Genomic DNA, 12,965 nt, shown 5'->3' with positions numbered 1-12,965 from the left:
TAAAATAATGAAATTACAAGTGTCGGAAATAGTCATGAAAGCAGACTTTTCAAGGCCGGTCATTCAACTTTACGAAGAATCATCCAGCGCGCTGCACATCATAGCTTAAAGTTGATATTCGCGTTTAAGCACGGATTTTTCGAGTTTGGGTTACACGCGCATGAGCTAATCCGAATCTATTTCTCCCAACTCTGCAATCCGTGTGTCGGCTATCGTTGGTACATCGCAATCTAGCCATCCAGCAAACAACTATCCCAATCTAGCAACACATTTCCTCTATTTCGGGTTCTTGACATATTCCTGTCAAACAACAGCGCCATACTTCAGATTAAGTTCGGGCTTCTTTTGAATATCATTTCAGCGGTTCCCTTCAACGTTTATTTTAGAAAACTATGTATAAAAGTAATAAACGATTAATTATTCTGGATGCCGACGGCACCACGATTGACGCCTTTAGCGCGATCACTTCCACGTTTTCCCAACATGGAATGGCGTTGGGAAACGAAGACAATTTCCAAAAACGCCACAATTTGTTCAAATACATGGGCGGCTTTAAAGAATTCCCACGCAACATTAAAAAGCAACTCAGCCATCGCAAAAAACTGATTGAAACATTAACTGACGTCTACCGCGACGAAGCCCAGCTGTATCCGGGAATTGCCGCCTTGATGCAGCGTTTGATTGACGCGCCCGATGTAGTGGTCGGCATTGTGACGCGCAATATCACGAATGAGCCGATTGAAACGCTGGCTAGACTATTTCTGCGCCACGGAATCGATATTAAGCAGATTGATTTCATGCAGCATATTCCAGTCAAAGAAAACAAAATCGCCACGTTTAAAGAGTTACGCAACCACTTCGGCATCAATCCCGCGTTGAGCTATGTTTGCGGCGACGAGCACAAAGATTACAACGCGGCGTTGGCCAGTGGCATGCATCCTTTTATCGTGTCATATGGTTTTGAGGACTACCAACGTTTGACCGAAAAGTTTGACATTCCCGATGAAGTCATTGCACGCAGCCCCGGCGAATTGAGTGCGCGGGTTCTGCATGCGCTGCACTTAAACCAAGCCTAAAGCAAGCGCAATCCAAATAAAAATCGCCGCAGTCGTTGCGGCGATTTTTCATTTTCCCTGCTACATTCCTGACCGATCAAACCGGCTCATCAAAGCCTGGTTTATCCACTTTTTCGGTAAAGCAGTTCGCCATCATCACCAAGCCAATTCCCAACGCAAACCAATAATCGACTGGCGCACCACCCCACCAATGACGATGCCAAGTAACGTTGATTGGATCAAAACGCGCTAAGCCAAAAGCCGGATTCAACACAAACCATAAAAAATCCTCAATCACCCAAAACAGCATCACCGATGCCACGATACGGCCTTCGATTTTCCAATTCCACTTACCCATTAAAAATACCGGCAAATGAAAAATCAAGCCGATGAAGGTAAATACCCAAGCATGATAACCGGTCATGGCGCGCCCACCCCAGAACAAGGTCAACAACCAATGCTGCTCGATCCGCCACGTAGGCAAACTGGCGGCCCAGCCTTCGGAGCCTTCGATTTGGATTTCGACTTTAGCGAAGAAAAAGCCCAGCACAAACACGAACACAAACAGCAATAAAAATTGTTTTACATCGAGTTCTTGTAAAAACTTGGTCCACACAGAGCGAACCCGATCAACGATGGATGGCGAGTGAAGTTGATTAGCTTGCGGCATGAGTTTTCTCCAGAACACGCGTTAATACATCGTTAGCTGCCGACGGTTTGCCCATCTCCAGCATATTATTTCGCATCGTCTCCAAGCGATTTGGATCGGCCAATAATTGGCGGACTTTATAATCGAGTCCGGCAATATCGTGCACTTTCAACGCAGCGCCTTGTTCCATCAAAAAATCACCATTACGTTCTTCTTGCCCCGGAATCGGATCGACCAAAATCATCGGCAAACCCATAATCAAGCATTCCGAACTAGTTAAGCCACCCGGCTTAGTGACCACCATATCGCTCGCAGCCATGAGTTTTTCGATGGTTTTACTAAAACCAATAGCAACCAAACGACCCGGATATTGGGTGGCTAATTTCTGACATTCTTGCAAGCGCTGGGGATTATTTCCCGCCACCGAAATCACTTGCAGTTGGGGGTTGCAGCGCAATAAGCGTTCAGCAATCTCACTCACCGTACCAATGCGCGCGCCGCCGTTGAGGATCAATATGGTCGGCACATCGACCTGCAAACCGAGTTCAGCACGGTTGAGCTGTTTGGCATTGGGAATTTGTTTGGCTTGCAAAAATACTTGGGAAACTGGTATGCCAGTGACATGCACCATTTCGGGCGCAATGCCGCGTTCGCGCATCTTAAACGCGACTTCGTGATTGGCCGCAAAAAAGCCGCTCATATTGGGCTGCACCCACAAGTTGTGCAAATCAAAATCGGTTACTTGCACCCACACTGGGCAAGTCATGCGGCCTTGCTTGATTTCACGGGACAGTAATTCCGCCGGTAAAAAATGGGTGCAAACAATGTGGTCGGGCTGGAATTCGTTGATTTTACGAATTAAATCCTTGGTGCAAAACCGCTCAATCGAACGGCGCAATAATGTACTGATATCAGTCTGTTGCGCGTCGTCGGTTTTTTTGTACAGATAAGCCCACAGAGCGGGAGCATGTTGAATTAAGTGTTTGTAGAAGTCGCTGTAGACGCCTTTAAAACTGCGACTAACGTGATGCATCACGTCGATATGCTGCGCATGAACATCGTGGAATTGGGGAGTGACTTCTAACAGAGCTTCGGCGGCGCGAACATGTCCCGAACCGGCCGAGACGCTAATCATCAATACGCGTTGTTGTTGCATGTATGGGTTCCAGAATGGTTACGATTAATCCGCTGGGCACGATCGGTGTACGCAGCGTTTATTCATAACCAACCAGTTTATGTGCAACACATGTCAAGAATATGACGTCGATTTAGCCTGTTAAAATTAACTTTCCGCCAGCAATGGTGAGGACTCGGGAGCATTGCTCGGCCACTTTGGGATCGTGGGTCACAAGGACCAACGTTGAACCGCGTTCGCGATTAAGGGCAAACATCAACTCCATCACCGCTGCGCCGGTAACCACATCTAAGCTGCCAGTTGGTTCGTCTGCAAATAACAGTGGCGGTTCGGTCACAAAAGCACGCGCCAAGGCCACCCGCTGCTGCTCGCCGCCGGATAAATATTTCGGATAATGTTTTAAGCGACTAGCCAAGCCGACACGCGCTAACATATGCGCGGCTTTGTCCTTTGCTTCGGAGGCAGCAAACTGATCGCCGCGCAATTCCAAGGGCAGCATCACATTTTCCAAGGCGGTTAAATGTCCCAATAATTGAAAAGACTGAAACACAAATCCCAGCTTTTGCTTGCGCAACGCCGCCCTGCCGTCTTCATCGAGTTTAAAAATATCAACGCCATCGATCTGCACAGTCCCAGAGCTAGGCACATCCAAACCGGCCATTAAGCCCAGCAAAGTCGATTTCCCTGAACCGGACGATCCCACGATAGCAATCGTTTGGCTGGCAGGTACGGTAAAATTCACGTCATCCAAAATAGTGAGTTCACCGCTGGCATCGACCACGCGCTTGGTAAGATTAATCACCGAAATTGCCGCCGGTGCCGATGGATTTAAATCAGTCTGATTCTCTGGGAGTAAATGATTCATGCAACAACGCCGCCTGACTAAGAAATGGTTATTAAATTTGGCTATCAACTCGCTGTTTGGTATGTTGATTTTGCTATGCCAAATCGAGACCGCCTATTCTGCACCAAAATCGTTACTTGTGTTAGGCGATAGTTTATCGGCTGAATACGGCTTAGCGCGCGGCACTGGTTGGGTAGCATTGATGGAGCAACGTATTCAAGAGAAAAAATTAAGTGTTACCGTCACCAATGCCAGCATCAGCGGCGACACGACTAGCGGCGGCTTAGCGCGCTTACCCGCCTTACTCAAAAAGTACCAGCCGAATGTCGTCATCATAGAATTAGGTGGTAATGACGGACTAAGGGGATTACCGCTATCGGCATCGGAACAAAATTTCCGCGCCATGATTAGCGCTTGCCAAGAAGCCAAGGCCAAAGTCGTCTTGGTCGGCATGCAAATTCCACCTAATTACGGCAAAACCTACACCGATCAATTTACCGGCATGTATGGAAAAATTGCTAAGGAATTGAAACTGCCGCTAGTGCCCTTCCTACTCGAAGGCGTGGCGGATAAGCCAGAGTTGTTCCAAGCCGATCACATTCACTTAATCGCGGCGGCCCATCCGCGCATGCTTGACAATGTCTGGCCGGTAGTCTTGCCATTAATTAAATAAAGATTGAAATTAACGAATCTCCTACTACACTGAGTTGGGGTCTTTTCAACTCAGGAGATAAACATGGATTTACGCAGCGTCTATGAAAAAGATAAAGAATTAAAGGACAAATTCATTGCCGCGATTGAATCGAAATGGCAATTGGACGATTCCATCATTGCCAAATCCGATCGTTGCGAGTTGGGTGCGTGGTTGTCGGGCGAAGCCGAGCGCAAATACAAATTCTTAAAATCCTATAAGCCTTGCATCGAAGCGCACGATGCTTTCCACGTTCAAGCATCCAAAGTAGCGCGACAAATCAATCTAGGCGAGTATGAAAGTGCCAAAGCGATGATTGCTGATGGGACGCCATTTTACAAATCCCTGGCTCAGCTTGGCGTTGCATTAATCGCATTAAAAAAAGACGCTAAATTATAAAAATAATCTAGCGCCTTGATCTGAATGATTCCTGAGTTTATTCGAGCGATGCTGCAATAAACTCAGTTTTTATTTGCGTAACGCCTTACTTCTTTTCCACATCCGTCACACCAAAATGCTGATCAAAGAAATTACTGATCGAGCGGAATACGTGCAGATTATGCGACTTCTTAGAAATGCCATGCTTGCCGCCCGGGTAAGTCATCATATTGAATAAAATCCCCTTGTCCTGCATCGCATCAATAAAGCGCGTGGTATTGGTAAACAACACATTGTCGTCTGCCATACCGTGGATCAGCAGCAACGGCGACTTAATGCCATCCAAGTGCGTCAACACACTGCTATCCAAATATCCATCGGCGTTGTCTTGTGGGCGCGTCATAAATTGTTCGGTGTAATGCGTATCGTACAAAGCCCAATCAGTTACCGGCGCAACCGAAACGCCCAAAGCGATTTTGTCCGACGCGGCTTCCAACAAGCGCAGGGTCATAAATCCGCCATAGCTCCAACCAAACACGCCAATCCGCTTGGCGTCCACATACGGCTGTTTGCCCAACCAATCAATCCCAACAAGTTGATCTTCTACCTCGTTTTTACCTAAGTTTTTATAAATCACATCGGTAAATTTGCGTTCACGACGCGACGAGCCACGGTTATCCAAACTGAACACGACATAGCCACGCTGTGCCATGTACTGACCAAAAAAATCACCCCAAGCGCGGGTCACGACTTGCGCGTGTGGGCCACCATAAACGCTCAAGAAAACGGGATAGCGTTTGCTTGGATCAAAATGTAATGGCTTTAACATTGAGTAGTGCAAAGTCTGGCCATCAGCCGAAGTCAGCGTGCCAAATTCTTTAGGCACATGCGCATCTTTGTACTTTGCGTAAGGATGCGTGCTGTTGAGTTCATTGTGCTCCAGCCACGTAATCAAACTTCCGTCAGCATGATTAACACTAACTTGCGGCGGCGTTGCTGGATCGGAGAATGTATCGATAAAGACTTCGCCTTTGTTAGAGAACTGCGCTTCATGCCAGCCGTCGACTTTAGTGATACGCACTGGCTTGTCCGCAGTGCTGCCATCGAGCGCTAATGCGTAGACTTGTTTATCGGTCACTGCATCGCGATTGGACGCAACATAGACTTTGCCGGCTTTTTCATCGACCGCCAAAATATGATCAATGCCCCATTCGCCCGACGAAATTGCATGCAGCAGCTTGCCTTGGTTGTCGTACAAATAAAGATGATTACGACCGCTGCGTTCGGATTCCCAGATAAATTGTTTAGTCTTTTCCAAATAGTGCGGACGCGGCGCTAAGCTCACCCAGGTTGAGGCTGTCTCGGTTAGCAAATTGCGCTGCGCCAAAGTCGCGGCATCCACGGCGACTAAATCCAAGCGTTTTTGATCGCGAGTTTGACGCTGATAGACTACTTCCTTGGCATCGGCACTCCAATCAGCGCGGACTAAATAGATGTCGGTTTCTTTGCCTAAATCTACGTTACGAATCTCGCCACCGGTCGGTTTAACCAAGGCAAAACTAACCAACACGTTTGGATCACCAGCGGCTGGGTAGCGCTGCTCGATGACTTCGGTATGGTCGGCATAAATTTCATAGCGATGCGCGTTTGGCACTGGCGCTTCGTCGAACTTCTTAAACGCGATCATGGAATCGTCTGGCGCCCACCAGTAACCGCTGGTTTGATCCATCTCTTCTTGCGCCACGAATTCGGCTTCGGCATTGTGCACCGTACCTTTGCCATCCGTGGTGAGTTGGGTTTCTTTGTTGCTGGCTAAATCAATCGTGAATAAATTTTGATCGCGCACGAACGAAACAAAATGCCCTTTAGGCGAAATTTTTGGATCAATCACGTCACCCGTTACGATCTGACGCGCCTTATCGGTATGAGCAACTTCGACCAGATACAGATTACCGGCCAAGGTCACCAATAATTGTTTGCCATCGGGCGACCAGCTGTAATCCGAAATCCCTGTGAATCCTGCCGTGCGAGTGCGTTCGCGGCGGGCTTTTTCTGCGTCAGAAATTTTCTCCTCTGGCAGCATGGCTTTGGAATCGAGCAAACGGTGCGTCGATTTATCTTTAATATTGAATTCCCACAAATCCAACTGATAGCGATCGTCGCTGCGTCCGCGCAAAAACGTCACGCGCGAACCATCGGGCGACATTTTCAAATGCCCAACACCCGGACCGGATAGGGAAGGATCAGCATGAATGCGCTCAAGCGATAACTTATCGGCGTGTGAGGCAATGCTGGTGAGGGAAAGTATCATGGCGAACAGAAGTCTCTTCATTTTTATTGACTGGTTACGCGGAGTTCTTCGGATAAATTTTGTCTATCCGCCGAGCCAACGCTGATTGGGAAAATAGGATTAAAAACAGTCGATCAATCGAAAACGAGCCGGTGCTTGACACTGCATTATTGAAGCAAAATCAGCTCGTTTGATGCTGCATGACAGTAGCAGAAATAGCTACCCGTCACAATATTTGCCAACAAAACTTACGCAAATTAGCGGAACAAAAAAAACGGCCAGAGTTACCCGGCCGTTTTCACTGCTGCTACCGACATAACTGAGTCAGTGTAACCTTCAAAAAAACCTGTTCCCCGCATTTTATTATTCCACGCAGCCTAGGTTCGCTTGCCAAATCAGGGGATGAATAAATTCAATCACCTCCGGCAGAAACCTCTTTTTAGACTTGCTCTTGACATATATTTGTCCTATTTGCGGGGTCAATTATGAAACAAAATTTCAAATCTAAAAGCTTAAAAGTTGTCCCGAAACAACATATTTCAACAATATGACAAAATAAAATCTTAATTTTGCACAGGGATTTTTTACAGAATTTAATTTAGAAAAGTAAAAATTTAATGCTTATTTGTTCGGAAATAAATCAATCTTCGCTCTAGCGAGCCAAAAAAAATTACTCAATCAATGGCAGGTCAACTCATCGCGCAAGACCAAAGGCAACGATCAACATCACACAAGATTCGGAGCAAAGAAGTTCAACGTGGAAAAATAAATTTGTAGTTTAGTTACAAGCTACACCACCGAAGCCAGTGTCGCCCGCCCGTCCACCAACACCGACAAGCAATCCATTTCGGCTTCCGACAAGATCTCGCGCATCTTGTCCATATCCACATTCAACTTGCCTGCCTGAATCAAGATACAAAGCTTGCTGAGCAAATTTGCGCGGTTTAATACTTTAGCCAAAGGCAGTTTGGCTCGAGTCAATTTGTCCAGCCCCTGCCCTTCAATCGCTTTAATCACCACTTCCGGCATGGTCCAAATGGCGCTGATGCGGGCGGAAAGAATGAGCGATTTCTTTTGCAACATGTTTTTAAACGTGCTGGAATTGGGCAGTTGGCCTTCAAAGCGCGCGTCACAGCCACGATCAAAAACACGTAAGGCGACCATAAAGCCAACATCAGCCATTAATCCGGCTAGAAATGCCATAAAAGGATCAACTTGTTGATGTTTTGCCAGCAAATAACACGCTAAAGCGCGTTTCTGAGAATGCTCCCAAATTTTTTCGGCGCGATGTTGGGTATAAGGCCCCAGTCGATTGCTATAAATCGGGGTGAATGACACTTTAGCCAACACCATGCGCAGGCGATTGTGTCCGAGCAACATGATCGCTTGACTCAGGTCAGTCACTCTTTTGCTCAATTGGTAAAACGAGCTATTTACCTCATTCAGAATGGCGGCAACCAGCACGACATCTCGGGCAATCAAGGCGGAAAGCTCGGAGCCGCTGACGTTTTCCTCGTGCATGCGTTTTAACAATTCCAGCATCACGCTAGGAACCCGCGGAATTAAGCTCGAACCCGCCGATTCGGAGGCAGCAACGGTATCCAGGTATTCCACCAAACGCTGATCGATCGCCGCCATTTGCGCTGAATCAGACCGAATTGCCGATTGGGTTGGTTGCGCGACCATCCACTTAAAAAAGTAGGTGTCGACATGGGCGGGTAAATCGACCAAGTTGCCTTGGTAGGTGTTGCTTGGGCTAGGCGTGGGCGCTTTGGGCGTGGCTAGTTTGCTGGAGGCATCATTCTTCGTGGAGGAATTGTGCGACTTAACAATAGATAGGCGACTTTTGTCCGCTCTTTTTGCTTGGGCCGGTTTGGCCTTGGTGTGAAATAAGTGGTGTATCCACGCAATCAGCGTCTGCATAGTTATCCTGTTGACGCTTATAAACGATCGACCCGCGCCTATCTGTCAAAAAACAATCACCTTTATCGTTTCAACATAGCAGAAAACAACAAAAAACCTATAAATATTGCGTAAAAAAGCGTAAGCGCCAAGCAACAATTCTCGCTGGAGACCGGCTTAACTGTTTCCAATGCCTTAGCCAAACGCCGCCAATCTCATCAATCGGTCATTTTCGGGCTCTCCAACATTGAAAATGATCTAGATCAACATCCCGCCGCCCTATCTCGGCTAGCATTTCAAGGTTTTAGCCGCGACTTGCGGCTACTCTTTTTCTTACCTTATTGCAGTCCAACTATCATGTCCAAACTAATCCCCGAACTCCTTCTTCCCGCTGGCGACTTAGAGCGCATGCGAGCCGCCTTCGATTATGGCGCCGACGCTGTGTATGCTGGCCAGCCACGCTATTCTCTGCGCGCTCGCAACAATGATTTCAAATTGGAGAATCTCAAAACCGGCATTCAAGAAGCTCATGCACGGGGCAAGAAATTGTTTGTGACGAGTAACATCATGGCGCATAACAACAAAGTCAAAAGTTATCTGGCTGACATGGAACCGATCATTGCGTTAAAACCAGACGCGATCATCATGGCCGATCCGGGTTTGATTATGATGGTGCGCGATAAATGGCCCGATATGCCGATTCATCTATCGGTGCAATCGAATACGGTCAACTACGCGGGCGTTAAGTTTTGGCAAAAGCTGGGCTTAACGCGGGTTATTCTGTCGCGCGAATTGAGCCTTGATGAAATTACCCAAATCCGGCAAGAATGTCCCGACATGGAAATCGAAGTTTTTGTGCACGGCGCTCTGTGTATTGCTTACTCAGGTCGTTGCCTGTTATCGGGCTATTTCAATCATCGTGATGCGAATCAGGGCACGTGCACCAATGCATGCCGCTGGGATTACAAAATGGCCAACGCTGCCACCGATGAAGCGGGACAAGCTAAGGTCATTAATTTTGAATTTAATAAAGCTGTACGGGATGCAGAACATGCTTTTTCCAGCGCGGCGCATATTGAACGTCATCCCCTAGCAGACCAAACTTACTTAATTGAAGAAGCCAATCGTCCTGGCGAATTGATGCCGATTATGGAAGACAAACACGGCACTTACATTATGAATTCCAAGGATTTACGTGCCGTGGAATATGTCGAGCAGCTAGTAAAAATTGGCGTGGATTCGCTCAAAATCGAAGGTCGCACCAAGAGCGTTTATTATGTTTCCCGCGCCGCTCAAGTCTATCGCCAAGCCATTGATGATGCCGCTGCGGGTCGGCCTTTCAATCCGGCGTTGTTAGCTGATTTGGATGGATTATCCAATCGTGGTTACACCACTGGCTTTTATCAGCGCCACCGCAGCCAAGAAACCCAAAATTACCTCGAAGGTCACTCCAAGTCCAAACGCAGTATTTATGTCGGCCAAGTTAAGCAGGTTGCAGAAGGCTGGGCGACGGTGGAAGTGAAAAACAAATTTGCTGTTGGCGACACTTTGGAATTAATTCATCCCAATGGAAATCAGCTATTTACGCTGGACGCGATGCGGGCAGCGGATGGCGGCGATCTTGAGGTGGCTTTAGGCAGCGGAACTGATGTCGCCATTCCCCTAGACCAGCAATATGACCAAGCATTAATCACCCGTATATTGGTGGAGGCGAACTAGTTTACTGACACTTTTGACCAGTTTGATATAAGAATTCCGCAACGAAACTAAAAGCTATATGCAAATACCTTTTTATTCGTTGTTTGTTGTTAGGCAGTTGAGTATGCTCTTCGATTGAACTTTTGACGGTGCGCCAATCCGCGATGCCGTGAATCCGTACTTGATTACCACTCAGTATCCCCACTCAGTATCCCCACTCAATAAGGAGTTTCTATGTCAGGCTGGTTTAAGGATAATTCCCTCTCCATTGGTCGCACACCGTTAGTTCGTCTAAACCGCGTCGGTGATGGTGCGGGTGCCACCATTTTGGCAAAAATCGAAGGTCGTAATCCGGCCTATTCCGTCAAATGCCGAATCGGCGCATCCATGATTGCTGACGCCGAAGAGCGCGGTTTGCTCACTCCCGGCAAAGAACTGGTTGAACCAACTAGCGGTAACACAGGGATTGCGCTGGCCTTCGTTGCGGCGGCACGCGGCATCCCGATCACCTTGACGATGCCAGAAACCATGAGTATCGAACGGCGCAAATTATTACTCGCTTACGGCGCAAAATTGGTGCTGACCGAAGGCGCAAAAGGCATGAGCGGCGCAATCGCCAAAGCCGAAGAAATCGCCGCGTCCGATCCAGATAAGTACGTGTTGTTGCAGCAGTTTAAAAACCCAGCCAACCCAGCCATTCACGAAGCCACTACCGGTCCAGAAATTTGGGCCGATACCGATGGCATTATTGATTTCTTCGTCGCAGGCGTGGGCACGGGCGGCACAATCACAGGTGTTTCGCGCTATTTGAAGAAAACCAAAGGCGCTAACGTGCAATCCATCGCGGTGGAACCGGCGGCAAGCCCAGTACTGACCCAAACACGCGCTGGCGAAGCAGTCAAACCTGGCCCACATAAAATTCAAGGAATCGGCGCAGGTTTTGTCCCGGGCGTGCTCGATTTAAGTTTGGTCGATGCCATTGAGACCGTGACTAATGAAGAAGCAATTGCAACGGCATTACGACTTGCGAGAGAAGAAGGAATTTTGTGCGGTATCTCGTGCGGTGCAGCCGCAACGGTTGCAATCCGGATTGCCAAACGTCCTGAAAACAAAGGCAAAACCATCGTCGTGGTTCTGCCAGATTCGGGCGAGCGCTATTTAAGCTCGGCATTGTTTGAGGGAATTTTTGATGCGACCGGCCAAGTGCCGGCTTAATTAGTCCAGCAATTCAATCAAGTCACAAAAAACGCCCGTTAATCTTTACAATTAACGGGCGTTTTTCTATGCACTAGCGAAAAAAATCGGTAGGCAACTACATAATTTGCTTACCAATCCACCACGCAATGGCCGCGACAAAAGCGGATGCCGGAATCGTAAATATCCACGCCCAGACAATATTGCCCGCCACGCCCCAACGCACAGCCGAAACACGATGCGCCGCGCCTACGCCAACAATGGCACCGGTAATTGTGTGCGTAGTCGAAACTGGAACGCCTAAAGTGGTCGCCAAGAACAACGTAATCGCGCCACCCGTTTCAGCACAAAACCCGCCAACCGGTTTGAGTTTGGTAATTTTCTGCCCCATTGTTTTAACGATCCGCCAACCGCCAAATAAGGTACCAAAACCAATCGCCGCGTAGCACGACAAGGCAACCCACAACGGCGGATTAGCATCGCTGGCTTGCGAATAGCCGGCAGCAATGAGCAGCATCCAAATGATACCCATGGTTTTCTGCGCGTCATTGCCGCCATGACCCAAGCTGTACATCGCAGCCGAACCGAGTTGAAAACGACGGAACCATTTATCGACTTTTTTCGGTGTCGATCCAACAAACAGCCACGAGACCAACAACATCATCAAGGAGCCAAACACAAAGCCCAACAGCGGCGACAAAACGATAAATAAAACCGTCATCCACAAACCTTTAGCGACCAAAGCACCAACGCCCGCTTTGGCGACCGCAGCACCGACCAAACCACCGATCAATGCATGCGAGGACGACGATGGAATACCGAAATACCAAGTGAGTACATTCCAAAATACGGCGCCAACTAAGGCGCCAAAAATAATGTACTGGTCAATGATTAATGGATCGACCATGCCTTTGCCCACCATTGCTGCCACTTTCGATGGAAAGAAGAAAAAGGCCGCGACATTAAAAAAAGCGGCCATGGCAACGGCCGTTTGCGGCTTTAGAACGCCTGTAGAAACCACGGTAGCAATCGCATTGGCTGCATCATGAAATCCATTCATGAAATCAAAAATCAGCGCAATGCCAATCAATAACACCAAGACATAAATACTGAGTTGAAGTGTGTGCAT

General features: G+C 47.9%; 11 protein-coding genes. 5 read left to right on the top strand and 6 right to left on the bottom strand.

What is annotated here, in order from left to right; all coding sequences use genetic code 11:
• Positions 1-392: 392 nt before the first annotated feature.
• The gene (locus E2I14_RS02540) at positions 393-1,076 is read left to right on the top strand and encodes an HAD family hydrolase (RefSeq protein WP_133325098.1); all 684 of its coding nucleotides are present in this window, start codon (positions 393-395) and stop codon (positions 1,074-1,076) included.
• A 76-nt stretch (positions 1,077-1,152) separates the two neighbouring features.
• Here the strand turns inward: E2I14_RS02540 and E2I14_RS02535 are convergent, their stop codons facing one another.
• The 3 genes from E2I14_RS02535 to E2I14_RS02525 all read right to left on the bottom strand — a co-directional run bounded on the left by E2I14_RS02535 (position 1,153) and on the right by E2I14_RS02525 (position 3,704).
• Positions 1,153-1,725 (bottom strand): hypothetical protein, encoded by a 573-nt coding sequence (locus tag E2I14_RS02535; protein ID WP_227544559.1) that lies wholly within the window; start codon positions 1,723-1,725, stop codon positions 1,153-1,155.
• On the bottom strand, positions 1,712-2,860 hold the full coding sequence (locus tag E2I14_RS02530; RefSeq protein ID WP_133325096.1) for an MGDG synthase family glycosyltransferase: 1,149 nt from the start codon (positions 2,858-2,860) through the stop codon (positions 1,712-1,714). The genes E2I14_RS02535 and E2I14_RS02530 overlap by 14 nt, the downstream gene beginning before the upstream one ends.
• Positions 2,861-2,972: 112 nt before the next feature.
• Complete coding sequence (locus E2I14_RS02525) at positions 2,973-3,704, bottom strand: ABC transporter ATP-binding protein (protein WP_133325094.1); 732 nt, start codon at positions 3,702-3,704, stop codon at positions 2,973-2,975.
• 61 nt (positions 3,705-3,765) lie between these two features.
• Between E2I14_RS02525 and E2I14_RS02520 the strand changes: the two genes are divergently transcribed.
• Together E2I14_RS02520 and E2I14_RS02515 are read left to right on the top strand one after the other, a co-directional pair.
• Positions 3,766-4,356, top strand: coding sequence for an arylesterase (locus E2I14_RS02520; protein ID WP_133325728.1), 591 nt, complete (start codon positions 3,766-3,768; stop codon positions 4,354-4,356).
• A 63-nt stretch (positions 4,357-4,419) separates the two neighbouring features.
• Positions 4,420-4,773: a CZB domain-containing protein gene (locus tag E2I14_RS02515; protein WP_133325092.1), complete on the top strand. Its 354-nt coding sequence runs from the start codon at positions 4,420-4,422 to the stop codon at positions 4,771-4,773.
• Between the two features lie 85 nt (positions 4,774-4,858).
• Here the strand turns inward: E2I14_RS02515 and E2I14_RS02510 are convergent, their stop codons facing one another.
• On the bottom strand, positions 4,859-7,084 hold the full coding sequence (locus tag E2I14_RS02510) for a S9 family peptidase (protein ID WP_227544558.1): 2,226 nt from the start codon (positions 7,082-7,084) through the stop codon (positions 4,859-4,861).
• 747 nt (positions 7,085-7,831) lie between these two features.
• Positions 7,832-8,965, bottom strand: a complete 1,134-nt coding sequence (locus tag E2I14_RS02505) for an HDOD domain-containing protein (RefSeq protein ID WP_133325090.1) — start codon at positions 8,963-8,965, stop codon at positions 7,832-7,834.
• Positions 8,966-9,301: 336 nt separating this feature from the next.
• On the opposite strand from E2I14_RS02505, the gene trhP reads away from it, so the two are divergent.
• Both trhP and cysK read left to right on the top strand, forming a co-directional pair.
• Entirely contained in the window at positions 9,302-10,663 is a 1,362-nt protein-coding gene (gene trhP, locus E2I14_RS02500) for a prephenate-dependent tRNA uridine(34) hydroxylase TrhP (RefSeq protein WP_133325088.1), read from the top strand.
• 213 nt (positions 10,664-10,876) lie between these two features.
• The gene (gene cysK / locus E2I14_RS02495) at positions 10,877-11,857 is read left to right on the top strand and encodes a cysteine synthase A (RefSeq protein WP_133325086.1); all 981 of its coding nucleotides are present in this window, start codon (positions 10,877-10,879) and stop codon (positions 11,855-11,857) included.
• Positions 11,858-11,954: 97 nt separating this feature from the next.
• Here cysK and E2I14_RS02490 read toward each other — a convergent pair whose 3' ends face one another.
• Positions 11,955-12,965 (bottom strand): inorganic phosphate transporter, encoded by a 1,011-nt coding sequence (locus tag E2I14_RS02490; RefSeq protein WP_133325084.1) that lies wholly within the window; start codon positions 12,963-12,965, stop codon positions 11,955-11,957.

This window comes from Sapientia aquatica (genome assembly GCF_004358105.1).
In the GTDB taxonomy this organism is placed as follows: Bacteria; Pseudomonadota; Gammaproteobacteria; order Burkholderiales; family Burkholderiaceae_D; genus Solimicrobium; species Solimicrobium aquaticum.
This window is presented reverse-complemented; position numbering and strand designations above follow the sequence as displayed.

Bases quoted from the DNA above. Each gene is read 5' to 3' on its own strand.
- E2I14_RS02535 (WP_227544559.1), bottom strand. From the start codon at position 1,725: ATGCCGCAAGCTAATCAACTTCACTCGCCATCCATCGTTGATCGGGTT.
- E2I14_RS02490 (WP_133325084.1), bottom strand. From the start codon at position 12,965: ATGCACACACTTCAACTCAGTATTTATGTCTTGGTGTTATTGATTGGC.
- cysK (WP_133325086.1), top strand. From the start codon at position 10,877: ATGTCAGGCTGGTTTAAGGATAATTCCCTCTCCATTGGTCGCACACCG.
- E2I14_RS02530 (WP_133325096.1), bottom strand. From the start codon at position 2,860: ATGCAACAACAACGCGTATTGATGATTAGCGTCTCGGCCGGTTCGGGA.
- E2I14_RS02525 (WP_133325094.1), bottom strand. From the start codon at position 3,704: ATGAATCATTTACTCCCAGAGAATCAGACTGATTTAAATCCATCGGCA.
- E2I14_RS02515 (WP_133325092.1), top strand. From the start codon at position 4,420: ATGGATTTACGCAGCGTCTATGAAAAAGATAAAGAATTAAAGGACAAA.
- E2I14_RS02540 (WP_133325098.1), top strand. From the start codon at position 393: ATGTATAAAAGTAATAAACGATTAATTATTCTGGATGCCGACGGCACC.
- E2I14_RS02520 (WP_133325728.1), top strand. From the start codon at position 3,766: ATGTTGATTTTGCTATGCCAAATCGAGACCGCCTATTCTGCACCAAAA.
- E2I14_RS02510 (WP_227544558.1), bottom strand. From the start codon at position 7,084: ATGAAGAGACTTCTGTTCGCCATGATACTTTCCCTCACCAGCATTGCC.
- trhP (WP_133325088.1), top strand. From the start codon at position 9,302: ATGTCCAAACTAATCCCCGAACTCCTTCTTCCCGCTGGCGACTTAGAG.
- E2I14_RS02505 (WP_133325090.1), bottom strand. From the start codon at position 8,965: ATGCAGACGCTGATTGCGTGGATACACCACTTATTTCACACCAAGGCC.